This window comes from Sphingobium agri (assembly GCF_023051225.1).
Lineage (GTDB): Bacteria > Pseudomonadota > Alphaproteobacteria > Sphingomonadales > Sphingomonadaceae > Sphingobium > Sphingobium agri.
The window spans coordinates 838,804-857,931 of record NZ_JALKHS010000006.1; the positions used below are offsets into that span (position 1 = coordinate 838,804).

21 protein-coding genes are annotated in these 19,128 nt (G+C 59.0%); 9 read left to right on the top strand and 12 right to left on the bottom strand.

Annotated elements, in window-relative coordinates:
- The first annotated feature begins 54 nt into the window (after positions 1–54).
- Together greA and MU848_RS07350 are read left to right on the top strand one after the other, a co-directional pair.
- Positions 55–531: a transcription elongation factor GreA gene (gene greA, locus MU848_RS07345; protein WP_097091663.1), complete on the top strand. Its 477-nt coding sequence runs from the start codon at positions 55–57 to the stop codon at positions 529–531.
- Positions 532–557: 26 nt separating this feature from the next.
- Positions 558–1,199 (top strand): rhomboid family intramembrane serine protease, encoded by a 642-nt coding sequence (locus tag MU848_RS07350; RefSeq protein ID WP_247231021.1) that lies wholly within the window; start codon positions 558–560, stop codon positions 1,197–1,199.
- Between the two features lie 4 nt (positions 1,200–1,203).
- Here the strand turns inward: MU848_RS07350 and MU848_RS07355 are convergent, their stop codons facing one another.
- From MU848_RS07355 to MU848_RS07375, 5 genes are all read right to left on the bottom strand, one after another.
- Positions 1,204–1,425 (bottom strand): DUF4170 domain-containing protein, encoded by a 222-nt coding sequence (locus tag MU848_RS07355; protein WP_097091661.1) that lies wholly within the window; start codon positions 1,423–1,425, stop codon positions 1,204–1,206.
- A 102-nt stretch (positions 1,426–1,527) separates the two neighbouring features.
- On the bottom strand, positions 1,528–2,115 hold the full coding sequence (locus tag MU848_RS07360) for a hypothetical protein (RefSeq protein ID WP_247231022.1): 588 nt from the start codon (positions 2,113–2,115) through the stop codon (positions 1,528–1,530).
- Positions 2,108–2,431 (bottom strand): hypothetical protein, encoded by a 324-nt coding sequence (locus MU848_RS07365; protein WP_247231023.1) that lies wholly within the window; start codon positions 2,429–2,431, stop codon positions 2,108–2,110. The genes MU848_RS07360 and MU848_RS07365 overlap by 8 nt, the downstream gene beginning before the upstream one ends.
- On the bottom strand, positions 2,428–2,808 hold the full coding sequence (locus MU848_RS07370) for a hypothetical protein (RefSeq protein WP_247231024.1): 381 nt from the start codon (positions 2,806–2,808) through the stop codon (positions 2,428–2,430). The genes MU848_RS07365 and MU848_RS07370 overlap by 4 nt, the downstream gene beginning before the upstream one ends.
- A gap of 53 nt (positions 2,809–2,861) precedes the next feature.
- The gene (locus tag MU848_RS07375) at positions 2,862–3,452 is read right to left on the bottom strand and encodes a hypothetical protein (RefSeq protein ID WP_247231025.1); all 591 of its coding nucleotides are present in this window, start codon (positions 3,450–3,452) and stop codon (positions 2,862–2,864) included.
- Positions 3,453–3,659: 207 nt separating this feature from the next.
- Here MU848_RS07375 and eno point away from each other — a divergent pair, with 207 nt between their 5' ends.
- From eno to MU848_RS07395, 4 genes are all read left to right on the top strand, one after another.
- Positions 3,660–4,934 (top strand): phosphopyruvate hydratase, encoded by a 1,275-nt coding sequence (gene eno, locus MU848_RS07380; protein WP_201514117.1) that lies wholly within the window; start codon positions 3,660–3,662, stop codon positions 4,932–4,934.
- Positions 4,935–5,010: 76 nt separating this feature from the next.
- Complete coding sequence (locus MU848_RS07385) at positions 5,011–5,322, top strand: FtsB family cell division protein (RefSeq protein WP_097091656.1); 312 nt, start codon at positions 5,011–5,013, stop codon at positions 5,320–5,322.
- Positions 5,323–5,432: 110 nt separating this feature from the next.
- On the top strand, positions 5,433–6,506 hold the full coding sequence (gene pdhA / locus MU848_RS07390; protein WP_097091655.1) for a pyruvate dehydrogenase (acetyl-transferring) E1 component subunit alpha: 1,074 nt from the start codon (positions 5,433–5,435) through the stop codon (positions 6,504–6,506).
- Complete coding sequence (locus MU848_RS07395; RefSeq protein WP_247231026.1) at positions 6,506–7,891, top strand: pyruvate dehydrogenase complex E1 component subunit beta; 1,386 nt, start codon at positions 6,506–6,508, stop codon at positions 7,889–7,891. Before pdhA ends, MU848_RS07395 begins: the two co-directional genes overlap by 1 nt.
- Positions 7,892–7,898: 7 nt before the next feature.
- On the opposite strand, the gene MU848_RS07400 is transcribed toward MU848_RS07395, so the two are convergent.
- The 3 genes from MU848_RS07400 to MU848_RS07410 are packed head-to-tail and all read right to left on the bottom strand — an operon-like array spanning position 7,899 to position 11,531.
- Positions 7,899–8,618: a TadE/TadG family type IV pilus assembly protein gene (locus tag MU848_RS07400; protein WP_247231715.1), complete on the bottom strand. Its 720-nt coding sequence runs from the start codon at positions 8,616–8,618 to the stop codon at positions 7,899–7,901.
- Complete coding sequence (locus MU848_RS07405; protein WP_247231027.1) at positions 8,618–9,226, bottom strand: TadE/TadG family type IV pilus assembly protein; 609 nt, start codon at positions 9,224–9,226, stop codon at positions 8,618–8,620. The genes MU848_RS07400 and MU848_RS07405 overlap by 1 nt, the downstream gene beginning before the upstream one ends.
- 10 nt (positions 9,227–9,236) lie before the next feature.
- Positions 9,237–11,531, bottom strand: coding sequence for a TadE/TadG family type IV pilus assembly protein (locus MU848_RS07410; RefSeq protein ID WP_247231028.1), 2,295 nt, complete (start codon positions 11,529–11,531; stop codon positions 9,237–9,239).
- 820 nt (positions 11,532–12,351) lie between these two features.
- Here MU848_RS07410 and MU848_RS07420 point away from each other — a divergent pair.
- Positions 12,352–12,816, top strand: a complete 465-nt coding sequence (locus tag MU848_RS07420; protein WP_097091650.1) for an EF-hand domain-containing protein — start codon at positions 12,352–12,354, stop codon at positions 12,814–12,816.
- An 11-nt stretch (positions 12,817–12,827) separates the two neighbouring features.
- Here the strand turns inward: MU848_RS07420 and trmFO are convergent, their stop codons facing one another.
- Complete coding sequence (gene trmFO / locus MU848_RS07425) at positions 12,828–14,180, bottom strand: methylenetetrahydrofolate--tRNA-(uracil(54)-C(5))-methyltransferase (FADH(2)-oxidizing) TrmFO (RefSeq protein WP_247231030.1); 1,353 nt, start codon at positions 14,178–14,180, stop codon at positions 12,828–12,830.
- A 62-nt stretch (positions 14,181–14,242) separates the two neighbouring features.
- On the opposite strand from trmFO, the gene MU848_RS07430 reads away from it, so the two are divergent.
- The gene (locus MU848_RS07430) at positions 14,243–14,659 is read left to right on the top strand and encodes a VOC family protein (protein ID WP_247231031.1); all 417 of its coding nucleotides are present in this window, start codon (positions 14,243–14,245) and stop codon (positions 14,657–14,659) included.
- Positions 14,660–14,698: 39 nt separating this feature from the next.
- Here MU848_RS07430 and leuA read toward each other — a convergent pair whose 3' ends face one another.
- A complete protein-coding gene (gene leuA, locus MU848_RS07435) occupies positions 14,699–16,369 on the bottom strand; it encodes a 2-isopropylmalate synthase (protein WP_247231032.1) in 1,671 nt (556 codons plus the stop codon).
- A 266-nt stretch (positions 16,370–16,635) separates the two neighbouring features.
- On the opposite strand from leuA, the gene MU848_RS07440 reads away from it, so the two are divergent.
- Positions 16,636–17,199, top strand: a complete 564-nt coding sequence (locus tag MU848_RS07440; RefSeq protein WP_247231033.1) for a DUF1993 domain-containing protein — start codon at positions 16,636–16,638, stop codon at positions 17,197–17,199.
- Between the two features lie 77 nt (positions 17,200–17,276).
- Here the strand turns inward: MU848_RS07440 and MU848_RS07445 are convergent, their stop codons facing one another.
- Positions 17,277–17,900 (bottom strand): YceI family protein, encoded by a 624-nt coding sequence (locus tag MU848_RS07445; protein ID WP_247231034.1) that lies wholly within the window; start codon positions 17,898–17,900, stop codon positions 17,277–17,279.
- A gap of 194 nt (positions 17,901–18,094) precedes the next feature.
- Complete coding sequence (ilvC, locus tag MU848_RS07450) at positions 18,095–19,114, bottom strand: ketol-acid reductoisomerase (RefSeq protein WP_247231035.1); 1,020 nt, start codon at positions 19,112–19,114, stop codon at positions 18,095–18,097.
- Positions 19,115–19,128: the final 14 nt, after the last annotated feature.

Genomic DNA, 19,128 nt, shown 5'->3' on the forward strand with positions numbered 1-19,128 from the left:
GGTGGCTCCGAGTTGGAGCCGCCAAAGGGAAGTTTTGACGAAGGATTTGCAAGAATGGCGACCGTCGAGAAGATGCCGATGCTGCAGATGGGCTACGACAAGCTCAATGAGCAGCTCCGCGAACTGAAGGCCGAACGGCCTTTGATCGTGGACGCCATCGAGGAAGCTCGCGCGCATGGCGATTTGTCCGAAAACGCCGAATATCACGCGGCGAAGGAGCGGCAGGGTCAGGTCGAAGCGACGATCGCGGACCTTGAGGACAAGCTTTCGCGTGCCCAGATCATCGATCCCAAGACGCTGTCAGGGGACAAGGTCGTGTTCGGTGCCACCGTGACGCTGCTTGATGAGGATGACAAGCCGGTCAAATATCAGATCGTCGGCCAGGCGGAGGCAGACGCGAAGCTTGGCATGATCAGCTATAACAGCCCGCTTGGCCGCGCGCTCATCAGCCGCCAGGTCGGCGAAGAGGTTGAAGTGTCGGTTCCCTCGGGCGACAAATTCTACCTCATCGACAAGATCGAATTCATCTAAAGCCAGTGAAGCTGCCATCTGGCCGTATGACTGATGGGATCGCGGCGATCACGTTCGTCGCGTTCCTGTTGCTGCTGTTCACAGGTCAGGTAGACACGGCCGCCATCCTTGGGGGATTCATTCCCGCTCGCATCGGTGATCCTCAGCTTCTTGCAGGTGCGGATGCGGTGCCCGTTTGGCTGACGCCACTCAGTTGCACTCTGATACATGCCGGTTGGCTGCACATCGGTTTCAATTTGCTGATGCTGGTCTTTTGCGGGCGGCAGGTTGAGCAGGTGTTGCAAAAGAGAGCGGTTCTGATCCTCTATGTTGCAGGAGCCTATGGCGCGGCTTTGCTGCAATGGGTCTTCGGTCCTGCTTCTCCCAACCCTATGGTGGGGGCGAGCGGCGCCATATCGGCAATTCTGGCGACCTATGCGCTGCTCTATGGCCAGCGCGCTGTTCGGCGCATCGGTCCATTTTCCGCCAATTTCCTGCGCATCATGTGGCTCGCTGCAGGCTGGATCATTCTCCAGCTGATGATTGGCCTAGCGTCCGCGCGTGGCGGATTGGGCGATCTGGGACAGATCGCGATCGCCGCTCATATCGGGGGGTTCCTCGCAGGCCTCGTTCTGACGCGGCCCTTGCTCCTCTGGCGATTTCGCAAGGGCCCCAAGCCTCTGGTTTGAACCCTCAGGCCTGCGGCAGTTCCGGTTCGAGCAGCCGGTGCAGGTGAACGATCACATAACGCATCTCTGCGTCATCCACCGTGCGCTGCGCGGCGCCACGCCATGCATTTTCAGCCGATGCATAATCCGGGAAGACTCCAACTACGTCGATCGAGCCTAAATCTTCAAATTCCAGCGTCTGAGGATCTTTGACGCGCCCGCCCATAACGAGGTGGAGTTTGCTCATGATGTTTCGTGTCTCCCAAGGAAGGAGCGGCACTTTAGCAACGGCGCCACTCCTGTCCAAGGCTTCGTCACATAGGTCGGCGTGCTTTCTAGGGCCAGGCAATTACCGTTTCGGCAAGCGCGCCTTCAATGCGTCGCTGACCGCATCGATCTTGCTGGTAACCAGCGCCACGAAGTCATCGGCTACCCGAGACGCCGTGCCGCTGATGTCGGCTGAAGCAGCGGCATCGCGAGCCGATGCGGCGGTCTTGCTCGCGCTGTCTTGCGCGCTGTGAAGCGCTTCGCTCGCACTCGATTTGATGTTCTCCGCACCTTGTGCAGCTGCGGCGCTCGCAGCAAGAGCTGCTTCCACGACACGGCTTCCCGCCGTAACAGCAAGGCCCGGAAGCGCCTTCATGACCGTGCGGCTCTTCGGGAACATCCATGCGACGATTGCCCCGGCGGCTACCGCGCCAGCGACCGCCGCAACAGGATGTTCCTGAACGATCTCGTTTGCACGGGCTGCGACGCGTTGAGTCCGGTCGCGCACGTCGCTGTAGGCGTCACCAGCGCGATCGCGGCCGGTCTGGATCAACTCCGCAGCATTGTCTCTCGCTTTTCCTGTCGTGTCCCGGAACTTGTCAGTCGCCGTTCCGGCAATGTCGTTTGCTGCGTCGCGCACGCGCGCGATCTGAGCTTGAATGTCAGCCATCGTCAGTCTCCGCTCTCTCCGGGTTACGATTAGTAATCCGAACGTATGTCCGTTTGAAAAGTGCCGAAATGGGGCGGCGGAAGAGGTAAATCAGGATAGCAGTGGCCGTCGCTCCAACTGCAACCGGCTGCTGTTTCACCTTGTCGGTGACATAAGAGCGTCCATTGTGGATGCCGCTTGCAGCCTTCTCCTTGATATCCCGCTTCAGCCGGCGAGGTTTTACGCGTTCCTTCGCCGCTGAAACGCTGGCCAGGAACCGCGCCTTCTTCTGCTCGGCTCTCGCGGTAGCCAGGCGATATTGTTCAGTTCCATTCATGGCTTGATGGCCCTCCGCATGCGCGAAATCCGGGCCTTGGCAAGCAGCAGCAGCAGGAGCGTCAAGAGCAAGGTTGATCCCAGCACTACCACTGCCGCCCAGCCGGGGCCAAGACGGGGGCTCAACATCAGAACCATCCCCACCAGAAAGGCGATCAGCCCTGCAAAGCTGAGCACGAAACCGGCTACCGCAAAGATCGTGGCGTCCCGGATGCCAGCCCCCGCGATGCCCGCCCGCAGCTTTTGCCGCTCGATTTCCGCATCGGCATAAGCGCGGCCGTCGGCGTATAATTTGGTGAAAGCCGCGCGGACGCTGTCCTGCTGCTGCTCATATTCGGCGTCGGGAGGCGCGGCTACCAGGCTTGGTTCTTCAGTCAAAAGCCCCTCCGCCCCAGCGTCGGGGCTCTGGCGTGATTGTCGATATGCTATGCTCAAGCCTTGTCGTCAGACCCTTTGGCGAGCCGCATCAACACAAAGCCGACGACTGCCGCCGCGCCGATCGCAACCGCAGGGCTCTTGCGCACGAAATCCTTGGCTTCGGCCATCAGCTGGTCGACGTCCTTGCTATCCAGCGTGTCGGCTGCCCCAGCCACCGCTTCGGCCGCCTGTCGGGCATAGTCTCCATATTGGGGGCCAAGCTTGGCATCGACGGTCCCGGCAGTGTCCGTGATCAGCTTCGCCAGGCTTTGCATAGCCGTGCCGGTCTTGTCCTTGGCAACGCCCGCCGCCGAGAGCGCAGTCTTCGTGGCCTGGTCTTTCAACGGGTCGATATGCGTTTTCCAATCGACGCTGTTAAGTTTGTCGGCTGCTGTACGAGCGGCCTTTTCCGCCTGCTCCTTCAGCGGAGCGATCTGCGCGGCCCAGCCCTGGGACGCAGCGCCATTTCCCGGCTTCGTGGCCGCCGTTTTGATCGGCGCGGTCGGTGTCACTTCACGGGTCGCGATCGGTGCGCCCTTGGCCGGCTCGGCAGGTGCGGCCTTCTTCGTACGCTTGGTGGGCGGGGTTTCCGGGGTGTCGGCCATCGTCCTAGTCTCCTCAGATATTATGGGTCGCGTTGCGGGCGATCGGATATGCGTCCTCAATGCTCGCGGCGGCACACAGTTCCGTTGCCGTTACTAATTTGAGCATCGGCATTTTTCGAGTCCATGCAAGCCCCGCATTGCCAAGGTGGAAGGCGCTGGCTAAGCGGAGCGCGATTTCAGGCGCATTGCAGCATTCAGGGAGCGACCATGACCGCCATTCTCGATATCCACGCTCGTCAGATACTCGACAGCCGGGGCAATCCCACGGTCGAAGTCGATGTCATGCTGGAAGATGGCAGCTTCGGGCGCGCGGCCGTTCCCTCTGGCGCTTCGACCGGCGCCTATGAAGCGGTGGAAAAACGCGACGGCGACCAAAGCAAATATCTCGGCAAGGGCGTGCTGGCAGCGGTGGCTGCAGTCAATGACGAGATTGCCGAGCAGTTGATCGGCCTCGATGCGGAAGACCAGGCGGAAGTCGACGCAGCCATGATCGCGCTCGACGGAACTGAAAATAAGGGCCGCTTGGGCGCGAACGCGATCCTGGGCGTCAGCCTTGCGACGGCCAAGGCTGCTGCGGATGCTCGGGGTCTGCCCCTCTACCGCTATGTCGGCGGGGTATCGGCCCATGTCCTGCCGGTGCCGATGATGAACATCATCAACGGCGGCGAGCATGCCGACAATCCGATCGACTTCCAGGAATTCATGATCATGCCAGTCGGCGCGGAAAGCATCGCCGACGCGGTTCGCATCGGCGCGGAAATCTTCCACACGCTGAAGAAGGGGCTTCACGACAAAGGTCTTGCCACGTCGGTAGGCGACGAAGGTGGCTTTGCTCCCAACATCGCCTCGACGCGTGACGCGCTCGATTTCATCATGCTGTCGGTCGAGAAGGCGGGTTACAAGCCGGGTGATGACGTCGTCCTTGCCTTGGACTGCGCTGCGACGGAGTTCTTCAAGAACGGCAGATATGAAATTTCCGGCGAAGGCTTGTCGCTGAGCCCCGTCGAAATGGCGGATTATCTGGCAGCGCTCTGTGCCGACTATCCGATCAAGTCGATCGAAGACGGCATGAGCGAGGATGATTTCGAAGGCTGGAAGGCGCTGACCGACAAGATCGGCGGCAAGGTTCAGCTGGTCGGTGACGACCTCTTCGTGACCAATCCCAAGCGCCTGGAAATGGGTATCGGCAAGGGTCTTGCGAACTCGCTTCTGGTGAAGGTGAACCAGATCGGTTCGCTTACCGAAACCCTGGCAGCGGTCGATATGGCGCATCGCGCGCGCTACACCGCCGTCATGTCACACCGCTCCGGCGAAACCGAGGATGCCACGATCGCCGACCTCGCTGTTGCCACCAACTGTGGTCAGATCAAGACGGGATCGCTCGCCCGGTCGGACCGGCTCGCCAAATATAATCAGCTGATCCGCATCGAAGAGGAACTGGGCGACGTCGCGGTTTACGCCGGGCGCTCCATCTTTCGCTGACCTTTATTTCAACTACCGGCCGCAAGTTAACGAGTTTTTTCTTGCGGCCGGCTCCGGCCTGTGATTCAACTGTTCCATGGCGCACATCGCGAAGCTCCGCATGTTGTTATTTTCGGCGTTCGGGCCTGCTATCGCTGTCCTGCTGCTGCTTTTCTTTGCCGGATATGTCGTGCTTGGTTCAAACGGTGTTCTTGCCTGGGGCGATTACTCCCGGCAGCTTCATCGCGCCCAAGGCGAACTTCGATCTGTCGAAGCGCAGCGGCATGAGCTTCGCAACCGCGTCGACCTGCTCAACCCGCGCCGTGTAGATCCTGATCTTAGCGATGAATTGATCCGTCGGCAGCTCGGCGTGATCCACCATGACGAAGTGATCGTGCCGCTCAACTGATTCGCGCCGCTTCAGGGCGTTATTAGGCGGGCTGCGGCGTTGCAATCCGGGCATGTCTGTCGCTATATCGGGCTTCCTTCCATCCATCACCAGGCAAAAGGATAAGAGCCTTGGCGAAACCAACGACGCCGCGTCCTTCGCGCGCAAAGGCAAAGGCGCAAAGCCCTGCCAGCGCGGATCACAACCGGCCTCGCCCCGAAACTCCTTCGGATTACAAGGCCACGAAGGAAGAGTTGCTGGAATTCTATCGGCAGATGGTTCTCATTCGCCGTTTCGAGGAAAAGGCAGGCCAACTCTATGGTCTCGGCCTGATTGGCGGTTTTTGCCACCTCTATATCGGTCAGGAAGCTGTCGCGGTGGGCATCCAATCCGCGCTTCAGCCTGGCAAAGACAGCGTTATCACCGGCTATCGCGACCATGGCCATATGCTCGCCTATGGGATTGATCCCAATGTCATCATGGCTGAATTGACGGGTCGGGAAGCTGGCATTTCCCGGGGCAAGGGCGGTTCGATGCACATGTTCAGCGTCGAACATAAATTCTTTGGCGGCCACGGCATCGTTGGCGCTCAGGTCTCGCTCGGTGCAGGCCTTGGCTTTGCGCATAAATATAATGGAGATGGCGGCGTCTGCGTCGCCTATTTCGGCGACGGCGCCGCCAACCAGGGTCAGGTCTATGAAAGCTTCAACATGGCCGAGCTATGGAAGCTGCCGATCATCTTTGTGATCGAGAACAACCAGTACGCCATGGGCACGAGCGTCAATCGCTCTTCGGCTGAAGATCAGCTCTATCGTCGCGGTGAGAGTTTCCGCATTCCGGGCATTCAGGTCAACGGCATGGATGTGCTGGCGGTCCGCGGCGCCACGGAGGAAGCGCTTAAGTGGGTGCAGGGCGGCAATGGCCCGATCCTGCTCGAGATGAAAACCTATCGCTATCGCGGCCATTCCATGTCCGATCCTGCCAAGTACCGCTCGCGCGAGGAAGTGCAGGCGATGCGTGACAAATCGGACCCGATCGAGGGCGTGAAGAAATATCTGGCCGACGCCGGTGTGAGTGAAGACGAACTCAAGAAGATCGATCAGGACATTCGGAAGGTCGTGAGCGAGGCGGCGGACTTCGCTGAAACCTCGCCCGAGCCGGACATGGCCGAACTCTATACCGACGTGCTGGTGGAGCAATATTGATGGGTATCGAAATCAAGATGCCGGCACTGTCCCCCACCATGGAGGAAGGCACGCTGGCCAAGTGGCTTGTCAAGGAAGGCGACGAAGTCCGTTCCGGCGACATTCTTGCCGAGATTGAAACGGACAAGGCGACGATGGAATTTGAGGCGGTCGATGAAGGAAAGATCGGCGCGATCGTCATTCCTGAAGGGACGGAAGGCGTGAAGGTAGGCACCGTCATCGCGACGATGGCCGGCGAGGGTGGCGATAGTGTCACAGCAGCACCCAAGGCTGAAGAAAGCGCCCCTCCGGCAAAACCGGAAGCGGCTCCCGAAGCCCCGAAAAAGGCTGAGAGCGGAACTTCCAAGCTCGCGTCGGAAGCGAAGGCCAGCGTTGCTGATCCCGACCTTCCCGAAGGCACGGAATATGTGAAGACGACTGTTCGCGAAGCGCTCCGCGATGCCATGGCCGAAGAAATGCGCCGCGATGAGCGCGTGTTCGTCATGGGTGAGGAAGTCGCCGAATATCAGGGCGCATATAAAGTCACTCAGGGCCTTCTCGAGGAATTCGGCGACAGGCGCGTCATCGATACGCCGATCACGGAATATGGCTTTGCAGGCGTCGGCACCGGCGCGGCCATGGGCGGCCTGCGCCCCGTGATCGAGTTCATGACGTTCAACTTCGCCATGCAGGCCATCGACCACATCATCAACTCGGCGGCGAAGACCAATTACATGTCCGGTGGCCAGATGCGCTGTCCGATCGTGTTTCGCGGTCCCAACGGCGCCGCCAGCCGCGTAGCGGCGCAGCATAGTCAGAATTACGGTCCCTGGTACGCGTCGGTTCCGGGCCTGATCGTGATTGCCCCTTATGACGCTGCGGACGCAAAGGGATTGCTGAAGGCGGCGATCCGCTCGGAGGACCCCGTGGTCTTCCTCGAAAATGAGTTGGTCTACGGCCGCAGCTTCGACGTGCCCAAGGTGGATGACTATGTCCTCCCCATCGGCAAGGCCCGCATCATGCGCGAGGGCAAGGATGTAACGCTGGTCAGCTATTCGATCGGCGTCGGCGTCGCGCTCGAAGCAGCCGAGCAACTTGCAGGAGAGGGCATCGAAGCGGAGGTCATCGACCTGCGCACCCTCCGGCCGCTCGACACGGCGACTGTGCTCGAAAGCTTGAAAAAGACAAATCGCCTCGTGGTGGTCGAAGAAGGCTGGCCGGTCTGCTCAATCGCGTCGGAGATTGCCGCGGTCGTGATGGAAAAAGGCTTCGACGACCTCGATGCCCCAGTCCTGCGCGTCACCAACGAAGACGTACCGCTCCCCTATGCCGCCAATTTGGAAAAGGCCGCGCTGATCGATGCCGCGCGCGTCGTCACTGCGGTTAAGAAAGTGTGTTATCGGTGAGGCTCTCTCAACAAGTGGATGGTGTCACCATCTCGTTGTTGTACAGCTGAGACATGTCACGGTCGTCGCGAACCATCATCGCGGCCACCGTGTTCATGTCACCATAATTCATCGCGCCAAACATGCCGGGACGCAGGACCGGAAATAGCGGTTCATAGCGATAATGAATTTCGACGAAAATCACTGCTGAGCCGGGTGGTGCGTAAACCTGACGTCCAGTGGGGCCCATGCCAGTAAGATTGTCGTCTCCTTGACGGCCGTATCGCGGCGAATAGTCAATCGCTTGGCCATAGCAGCGCTGCCAATGGATGTAATTCCTATCCGGGTGTGACGTGTCCGGATCAGGCTCCAGACTGGAAATCACGATGCGTGCCTTGTTCTTCGTCACGAACGATCCGCTCGCCTGCTTTTCCGAATAGCTTCCGCTGATATTCAGATTTCCGCCTTGGGCCAGTGCCCCTTGCAGCAAGTCATTTACTTGAGCTTCGGACACCTTTTTTGCTGCCATCGGGTCGCCTTCACCAATCCGGGATGCGTTGTCTGCCACTTGTAGTGCAAGAGCTGACAGGCGCATGGAAGTGATGGAGTAGTTTGCCAGCTCAGCTCCGCCAGTGATCAGAATGAGCAAGACAGGCGTCGCATAGGCGAATTCCACCAGCGCCAGCCCGGTGCGGTCCCGGCAAAGCCGTGCAAGAACTCGCATGACTTTCCATATTCCTTCCTGCATCACGCGCAGTCCTTCGGGTCCAGGGAGCCAGAAAGGTTTTCCTGATCACCATAAGGCTGATTTGCCAACACTGTGGTGGCGTTCAACTTTACGTTTTCTGAAAGGCCGATCAGGGTAGCTACTGGAAATAGGCGAGGGTAGGTTACAGTTACGGAGTAAACCACCACGTCCTTTGCTCCGCCCTGACCCCCGGCACCGCCTTTTGAATCATAGACATTGTTGAAATTTCGGTCGATCCAAACCTCTCCCGGACTGCAAACGCCGTCGCCATTCGCATCTTCAGGCTGCGCCGCCTGTGCCTTGGCGAAGTTGCTATAGTAAGTTCGGTCTATGTCGATGTCGCTATCGGCCAGGCTGTTATTGATGTTCCGCACAGCGTTACGCACCCGCATATCTACCGTGTTCTGCTGAGTGACTGCCGAAGCAGACGCAAGCGTTAGATCGCGTCCTGCTTTCTGAACCGTCCCTTGAAGGATTGCCTGCATGTACAGGGTGTGACCAAGATCGAATCCCCCCATTAGGAGCACAAGGAAGGTTGACGCCACTAAGCCAAATTCGACTGCAGCTACGCCTTCTTGATCGCGGTGTAAGCGTTTCAGCATCTTCATGAGCATAGCCCTATTGGGTCAACCGGAGGTTTGATATGCGGTCCGCGATCTCGCGGAACTTCGCTATCAATGACAGCGTGTTTTTTGCCTCAAAAAAGTAGGTGGCGCTGGTTGCGCAATTGGTTAGTCGCGTTTTGGTGGCAGTGTCCGACGTACCGTAATAGATCACCCATAATGTGATATTTTTGTTTTTGATTGCGGTGCAAAGGGCGTTTGAGCGAGCATTATTGTTTGCCACAAGTTTAGCTTCATACTGAGATTCAGTGAGCCCGCTGGGATCTACCTGTCGCCGATCCCACCATTCAAGGCCATAACTCGCATAATTATTTTGCTCATTCGCTGTTGCGCCATCGGTCATAAAGATCATGTGGCGTTGAATTTGCGCACCGCCGGAAGTCGTTTCATTTTCGCTTCTGAAAATGCCGGTAGGGGACATCAGACGTGCTCCCCAAAGCAGGCCGATATCATGGTAGGTGTTGTAATGAGGTGCGATGGTACTAACATAATCACTGAAATCTGAGGCTGACTGGTTACCGTTGCGGCCATCATAACTTTGCAGTTTCCTGGATGCCGTCACGCAACCGCTGTTGTTTCCGACATTTGTTGTGTTCACGGGGCCGGAAATTGAAGGCGCCGCGGATACCCAAGCGGTAGTGTAGTTGCCGCTCCATGTGGTATCGGTGAGCGTTTCTTTGCGGCCCCATACTATATTGTGAAGTATTGGTTTCCAGCGGGTATCATCGTTCCATGTCGACGGCACGATATCGATATCCATGTCAATGGCGTCTGAAGGAGAAGACGGGTAATTCAACCAGTCGTCAGCCGGGTTGCCATCTACATTTTTGAAGGTTTTGCGCTCTTCAATGCAGCCTTCCCACCGGGCTGCTATGGTGGCAGGAATTTTAATTGTTGTGTCTGTACTCGAGCCCGATAATTTGACCGTACGGGATGTTTCGCCTACATCCAAAGCTACGGTTCTGGGCCATACGGTGGCTGTCTTTAACCCCGAAATATCAAACTCGCGAGGTTTGTACGTCCAACCAGCTATTCGCGTCTGGGTTGCCCAATTTATAGTACGCTGGGACGTGCCGCTGCCTGTTTGCGTCCATTTAGCGTCATTACTGGTACCGGAAAAATTTGCTTTCTGCATCCAGCAGCCATTATTGAAATATTTGTATCGCAGTGCGAGTGTTACCGTCGCCGTTCTATCGCCAGTGGCGCTGAGATCTTGGCGAACAGCTGGGAACACTGGAGGATCATTATTCGTCGGCGTGTAGGTGATGGATTTCCACCCGCCATAGGTTTCCTGCACACCGACCAAGCGGTCAAAGCTGCCATATGTGTTTAGAGCGGCACAAGCTGTTTCATTCCCGGCTTGTGTCGCTTGCTTTGGCAACGTTGAACCGTCCGCCAGAGTCACTGTCAGTCCCGATACTACAGACCAGCTGCTGCTGAACAACGCAGGGTTCGAATATTTATCAGGGGTCGATGATGTTGGCGTCCAGTCGGGAGTCGCAGGCGTACCAGCTGTCCAAGTGTGTACATTTTCGGTGGTGGCCTCTCGGGATTGATACGTCCAACGATCAACAAAATAATCGTTCGGCAACAGCCGGCCTACATTCACCATATTGTCATAATTAACAAAGCCAAATCGCAACTGCACTTGGGATGAGAGGTCTCCGGTAGGGTCGCTGGTAGCGCCGCACTGTTCTGCACTCACATCTGTGATATTCTCACGCGAAAGAGCTTCGTAGAAGCACCGAATGGCGAGCTGCAGACCGGCCATCTTTCTTAGGCCTGTGGCATCTCCTGGTATTGTTTCCTTCATGGACCCTGAATTATCGAGAACGAACATAACGTCCGTATTCGGGATGCGCATTTGGCCTTCGCATGAGACATTTACAGTCTTCGTAGGGATGCCGAAAATTCGCATAAGTGTCATGGGCACATCCGCTGAAGCGGATCCAGTCACCGTCCCATCGGCTTCCGTGAAGGTGCGCGTGCGGTTTTCCGAGCCAAAGAAGTTCGAAGCAAAGTTTAGATCGAATGTGCTGATCGCTGTGGTGTTCGGGCGCCCATTATTGTCGGTCCATCTCCCCGACCCCATGACACGCCGGCCAGCGAGAGCTCCAGCATCGCACGCTGCCTGCAGCCGGGATTTGACTGTGTAAAGCCGCGCGGCATCTAGCGAGCCGCCGACCAATCCCATCATCGGAATGACTGCCGCAGCGGTCATTGCCAGGATGTTGCCATTCTGGTCATGTGCCAACCGGGACATGAAGCCCGAGTAATCGCTTGAACCCACGCCCATATTTCACCCAAATTAATGCTGGCTACCATTGACGGAACAAACCAGCGTGTTTCATGCACTCACATTGGTTGCCGCTGTTACGAGATGTCTGGTTAAAATGGCTCTAACTGATGATCTATTTCGTTCGTGTGCCAGCCGGCTCTCGTCATCAGACGCGACATGATTGAGCTATCTCCCTTGTCCACGTTGCTCGCGACGCAGGCTGGAGGCGAGTTGGCACGGCATAAGTTGCTGTGGGCTTTCGACACGCGTCTAGCTCAGATTGCTCGCACGACTAGGGAGCCGCTGATCGGTCAAATGCGCTTGGCTTGGTGGCACGAGGCTATCTCCGATCCTCACGCGACCAAGGGGCAGGGCGAGCCCATTCTCGACGCATTGCGAAGTTCCGATGCTGTTGGGTCTCCTGGGCTGCTAGATATGCTGGATGGGTGGGAGGTGCTGATTGTAGAGCAGGCGCTGGATCGGCAAAGCCTTGGCGACTATGCGACGGGTAGAGGCGGCGGCTTGTTCCACGCTCTTGCAGGGGACGCGGAGGTCCCGAATTGGTTGATCGATGCCGGGGCCGTGTGGGCGTTGTGGGATCTGGCAGGGCATGTCACTGACCCAGGATTAGCGACCCAAACGCTCATTCTTGGTAAGGAGCGGCTTCTACCCACCTCTCCGCGGTGGCCGAGGCTATGGCGACCCATGCGTTTGGCCTACAGCTTGGCGCGAAGCGACATTGTTCAAGGACGACCGTCCCCCAAAGGGCTGACGCTCCGGCTTTACATGCGGCTGATATGGCTGATGCTGACTGAAAGATGAGGGAATTTTCGTGGCACGTATAATGGCGGGCGCTGCGGCGGCGTTGCTGCTGGTGGCGGGGGGACTTTTTTGGTGGCAGGGGCGCGCAACCACTCGGCCTGTCCCGGAAGCCGTGATGGCGCCACCGCCTCCTCCTGCATTGGAAGCATTGCCGGAAGGGGATCCCAATGCGGTGGGCAAAGCGCCCCCTTCGCCGGGAGAGGCGAGCCCGCAGAGCCGGGAGCAGAAGCGTTTTGCCCGTTATGACCGCAACCGGGACGGCTTTATCACTCGCGTCGAGATGCTGGGCAGCCGGGTCAAGGCCTTCAAAGCGCTCGACAAGGACAAGGATAACCTGCTTTCCTTCGAGGAATGGGCCGTCGCGACGTCAGATCGCTTTGCCGGAGCGGATGCGAATGCGGACGGCAAGCTGACGCCAGCAGAGTTCGCGACGACGGCGCCCAAGCGGAAGGCGCCAACGAAATGCCGGTGCTGATCGGCGCGGCGTCAGTTCATCTCAAACGCGTCGACCCATTGCGATAAGGACGATCGCGCGCGGGCGGTATAGGCCTCCTTGCGCTGCTTCTTCTTCACGTCCTCGAGCGGCGGGAACAGGCCGAAATTCACGTTCATCGGCTGATAATCGGCCGTCGCCACATTGCCGGTGACATGCCCCAGCAGCGCGCCGAGCGCCGTGTCGGCAGGCGGCGGTGCGATGCGCTGGTTGAGTAACTCAGCAGCAGCGAAGCGTCCGGCAAGCAGCCCGATTGCGGCGCTTTCGACATAGCCTTCACACCCGGTCATCTGTCCGGCAAACCGGATGTGCGGCGCACTTTTCAATCGCAGGGTCGTGTCGAGCAGCTTGGGACTCTGGATGAAAGTATTGCGGTGCAGACCTCCAAGCCGAGCGAATTCCGCCTTTTCCAGCCCCGGAATTGTGCGGAACAATTCAACCTGGGCACCATGTTTGAGCTTCGTCTGAAAGCCGACCATGTTCCACAACGTGCCTGACGCGTTGTCCTGCCGCAGTTGAACGACGGCATAGGGCCAGCGGCCTGTGCGCGGATCGTCCAACCCCATTGGCTTCATCGGGCCGTGCCGCAAAGTCTCCGGGCCGCGGGACGCCATGACCTCGATAGGCATGCAGCCTTCGAAATAGGGCGTGTTCGTCTCCCACTCCTTGAACTCGGTCTTCTCCCCGTCGAGCAGTCCCTGGACGAAGGCCTGATATTGATCCTTGTTCATTGGGCAGTTGATATAGTCCTTGCCCTCTCCACCGCCGGGGCCGATCTTGTCCCAGCGGTTCGCCATCCAGCATTTATCCATGTCGATGCTGTCGAAATGCACCACCGGCGCAATCGCATCGAAAAAAGCGAGATGATCCATGCCTGCCGCCTCGCCGATACTGGCGGCCAGCGTCGGGGCGGTGAGCGGCCCTGTCGCGACGATCGTCATGCCCTCGATTGGCAGCTTGTCGATCCGTTCACGCACGATTTCGACATTGGGATGGTCGGCAAGCGCGCGCGTCACGCCTTCGGAAAAGACATGCCTGTCGACGGCCAGAGCCGACCCGGCGGGGACCTTCGCGGGTTCCGCCTGCGCCATGATGAGGGAGCCAAGCCGCCGCATTTCCTGATGCAACAGGCCTACCGCATTCTTGTCCGCATCGTCGGAACGGAAGCTGTTGGAGCAGACCAGCTCCGCAAGGCCATCGGTCTGATGCGCCGGGGTCATGTCGCCAGTGCCTCGCATTTCGGACAGGCGCACCTTCACGCCCGCCTGCGCCAGTTGCCAGGCCGCTTCCGACCCCGCCAATCCGCCGCCGATAATATGTACCTGGTGGCCCGTCGCTTCGTCCATTTTCCCGTCCATGCGTTGATGCACGGCCTGTAGGTCAATCAGCAACAAAAGGAGAGCGTAAAATGATCGATCATATCGGTATCGCGGTCAGTGACGCTGGACGATCCCGCGAGTTTTACGACCAACTTCTTGGGGCGATAGGCTTGCAGCATTTGATGGCCATCCCGGCTGCGGACAATCCGAGCGGCGGCGAGGCGCATGGCTACGGCCGGGACGATGATCCCTTCTTCTGGATCGGCGACAACGAGGCGGTGGGGGAGGGTACGCACATCGCGTTCCGCGTCGAAAACCGGGCGCAGGTGCACGCCTTCCACGCAGCGGGGCTCAGGGCCGGCGGGCGAGATCATGGCGGCCCCGGCCTCAGGCCCCATTATGGCCCGAGCTATTATGCGGCTTTCATCCTCGATCCAGACGGCATCAATGTGGAAGCCGTATGTCATGCTGAGGTCGATCTCAGCGCGTCCGACGAACTGTCCTAGGGCAGGCAGCGTTTATCGGCTGCTGCCTGCCCTTGTGCATCAGTACCCAGCCACGCTGTTCGCGGCGGAAAGCACCGCCTGAACCGATGCGGTCGCCACGTCGGTATCGGTGCCGATGCCGAATATAGTGCGGCCATCCGGCGTGCGGCATTCGACATAGGCTGCCGCGGCAACGTCCGTTCCCGCGCCGATCGCATGTTCGCTGTAATCTGCGACCTCCAGATCGACGCCCAGATCGTCACGCAGAGCCGCCAGCACCGAAGAGATCAGGCCATTCCCGCGCCCGGAAATGGACCGTTCGCCGCCTTTGTGCGCGATCTTGCCGGTAAAGATGCGGTCGCCCGCATGGCCGGTCTCATTATAGTCGATCAGCCTGTAGGGCTGGTCGCCGGAGAGGCGGTAATGATCCTCGAACGCGGTCCAGATGTCGGACGCGTTCAGTTCGCGGCTGCTCTGGTCGGCCAGCGCTTGCACGACCTTCGAGAAATCCGCCTGCATGCGCTTGGGCAGCTTCAGTCCCTTGTCCTGCTGCAGGACCCAGGCGACGCCGCCCTTCCCGGACTGAGAGTTGACGCGGATCACGGCTTCATAGTCCCGGCCCAGATCCTTGGGGTCGATGGGCAGATAGGGCACGTCCCAAATCTGGTCGTTGCGCGTTTCCTGAAAGGCAAAGCCCTTCTTGATCGCATCCTGATGCGAGCCCGAAAAAGCCGTGAAGACCAGTTCGCCCGCATAGGGATGACGCGGGTGGACCGGCAGCTGGTTGCAATATTCGACGGTCTGGATGACCTCATCGATGTCGGAGAAGTCCAGCCCTGGATTGACACCCTGCGTGTACATGTTGAGCGCGACCGTCACCAGGTCGCAATTGCCGGTGCGCTCGCCATTGCCGAACAGACAGCCTTCGACACGATCCGCCCCCGCCATCAGGCCCAGCTCGGCCGCAGCGACGCCGGTTCCCCGGTCATTATGGGTGTGGAGCGAAATGACGACGCTGTCGCGCTTTGAAATGTTTCGGCACATCCATTCGATCTGGTCGGCATAGATGTTGGGCGTCGCGGCCTCTACCGTCGCGGGCAAGTTCAGGATCAGCGGGCGCTCAGGCGTCGGCTGCAGGATCTCCATCACCGCTTCACAACATTCCAGGCTGAAATCCAGCTCGGCCGTCGAGAAGGTTTCCGGCGAATATTCGAAATGCCAATCTGTGTCCGGTTGCTTGGCTGCATTGTCGCGCAGCAGCTTGGCCGCGTTGATCGCGATGTCCTTGATCTGCGGACGGTCCATCTGGAACACGATGTTGCGCCACGCCGGAGAGACGGCGTTATAGACGTGAACGATCGCCTTCTTCGCACCGGTCAAGGATTCAAAGGTGGTCGCGATCAGGTCTTCGCGGGCCTGCGTCAGAACCTGCGGAAAGACATCGTCGGGGATCGCGCCTTCGCGAACCAAGCCGGAAATGAAGTCGAACTCGGTCGCGCCCGCGCTGGGGAAACCGACCTCGATCTCCTTGACGCCGACCTTGATCAGTAGGTCGAAGAAGCGGCGCTTCTTCTCCGCGTTCATGGGGTCGATCAGCGACTGGTTGCCATCGCGCATGTCGGTCGACAGCCAGCGCGGCGGGGAGGTGATGACGGCGCTGGGCCATTGGCGATTGGGCAGATCCACCTGCGGGAAGGGGCGGTATTTCTGCGAAGGGTCGGTCAGCATCATGGGAAGCTACTTCTTTATGCAAACGGGCGGCGCGATGCGGGCCCGGTGAAACGACTATCTGCTTGATTATGCCCTTAGGCGTATCGCTGCGTCATTCAAGCGAAGAGCAGCACAAAAACCACGCCTAAGGGCGTGTAAGTCGTAGCAGGGGAAGAAGCGCGCGCTGCATGATGGATCGGCCTTAACCCTTTTCGATGGCGCTCGTCCAGCTTTTGTTGTCGTAAGAGATCGGGTTAACACGCCTCGAATGCAATCAAGGTATCGCCATGTCACTCAACAGCTTACTCGTTCCTACCTATAAACAGATGCTTGCCACTCTGTCCGCTTGGCTTTCCAAGGCCCAGGAGCAGATGGGGGAGGAGGCGGAACGGCTGCTGTCGGCAAAGCTGGCGTCCGACATGTTTCCATTGTCCACGCAAGTCCGCTTTGCCTGCGTGCAGGCACGGGAAGGGGTCTGCCGCCTTATGGGCGAGCAGTTTCCTCCATCGCTACAAGCTCTGTTGGACGAAGGCCGCAATGCCGGGGACAACCCTGGTTCGATCGCGGATGCAAAGGCGAGGATCGATGAGACGATCGCGCTCATTGAAGCTTTGCCGGCAGGGGCCCTTGACGGCGATGAGCAGAGGCCGATCGAACATGCCCTGCCGATAGGGCTGACCTTCGACCTGACGGCGGAGCAATATGCCCGCGACTGGGCGCTGCCTCAATTCTACTTCCACTTGATGATCGCCTATGCGATCCTGCGCAATCAGGGCGTCGACATCGGCAAAGCGGATTATGTCACGCACATGTTCGCTTATGCGCGGCCGGGTACGCTGCCTACGGATTGAAATCCGGCGACAATCCCCGCACCTCTCGGCAAGCGATCGGGGTGGCGAGTGTGGCAGCTCGACACCCCGACCAGCTACTATTTCTGGAACGCTGCGACGATCTTCAGTTCGACGCTGTCGCCGACCATGGGGACGCCATACCCCATGTTGAAATCACTGCGCTTGACGGTGGTCGTCGCCACGAAGCCGACATTTTCCTTACCGCCAGCCATGGCTGGGGCTTTGCCCGCCCCGTAAAAGTCGGCGTTTAGCGTCACCGGCTTCGTCACGCCCTTGATGGTAAGATTGCCGGTGATCTCGGCACTGGTGGTGCCGTCCGGCTTCACGCTCGTCGAAACGAACGTCGCTTTTGGAAATTTAGCGGCGTCGAAAAAGTCCGCCTTCATCAAATGCTCGTCCAACGCGGCCACGCCCGTGCGCAGATTGGCGATGGGCACGTCGATCGACACCTTCGACGCCGCGACATTTTTTGGATATAGCGTCAGCGTACCGGTCGGCTGCGCGATCAGACCGAAATTGTTCGAAAAGCCCATATGGTCATAGGCGAACGCCACCTGAGTGTGCCCAGGATCAACCTGATAGGTGCCTCCGCTGACGCGAGACGGGTCTTTGGCGCCAGGGGCGGGGGGCATCTGCTGGGCGATGAGGGCCGTGCCGGTCAGGGCGGCCAGGGCAACGGCTGAAATCACGAACTTGCGCATGGACAGGTCTCCAGAAGCGTTCAAGGGACGCGCTACCATAGCGGCGTCCCTTGATTGTTCCATAGCCGTAATCGGAAACGGAGCGTTACCGATATGAATTCCGCGCTGTCTGCTTCTTCCTTCATTCCTGCGCAGGCTGAAATCTCCAAAATAGCTCAGAGATCCCAGCTTGCGCCGTGAAGAAGCTGAAAAGTTTAGTTCTTTTCCTTGTCGACCAGCTTGTTCGCGCCGATCCAGGGCATCATCGCGCGCAGCTTGGCGCCGGTTTCCTCGATCTGGTGGCGCTGGGCGGCGATGCGGCTCGCCTTCAGTTCGGGCTGGCCAGCGCGGTTGTCGAGCACGAAGTCCTTGACGAAGCGGCCCGACTGGATGTCGGCGAGGACGCGCTTCATTTCCTTCTTCGTTTCTTCGGTGATGATGCGCGGTCCGGTCTTGATGTCGCCATATTCGGCGGTGTTCGAGATCGAGTAGCGCATGTTGGCGATGCCGCCTTCATACATCAGGTCGACGATCAGCTTCAGTTCGTGGAGGCATTCGAAATAGGCCATTTCCGGCGCGTAGCCAGCCTCGACCAGCGTTTCGAAACCAGCCTGGACGAGCGCGGTCGCGCCACCGCACAGCACGGCCTGCTCACCGAACAGGTCGGTTTCGCATTCCTCGCGGAAGTTGGTTTCGATGATGCCGCTGCGGCCGCCGCCGACGCCCGAAGCGTAGGACAGGGCGATGTCATGCGCGTTGCCCGTCGCGTCCTGCGCGATGGCGATCAGGCAGGGAACGCCGCCGCCGCGCTGATATTCGCTGCGGACGGTGTGACCGGGGCCCTTGGGCGCGATCATGATCACGTCCACGTCCTTGCGCGGTTCGATCAGGCCGAAATGGACGTTCAGGCCATGGGCGAAGGCGAGCGCCGCGCCAGGCTTAAGGTTCGCATGAATGTCGTCGGCATAGATCGCGGCCTGATGCTCGTCGGGGGCCAGGATCATGAGGACGTCGGCCCATGCTGCGGCTTCGGCGTTGGGCAGGACCTTGAAGCCCGCGCCTTCAGCCTTCTTGGCCGAGGCCGAGCCGGGGCGCAGAGCGATGGCGACTTCCGCCACGCCGCTGTCGCGCAGGTTCTGGGCGTGGGCGTGACCCTGCGAGCCGTAGCCCAGGATGGCGACCTTCTTGCCCTTGATAAGGCCGATGTCGGCGTCGCGATCGTAATAAACCTTCATGTTTCCTATTCCCT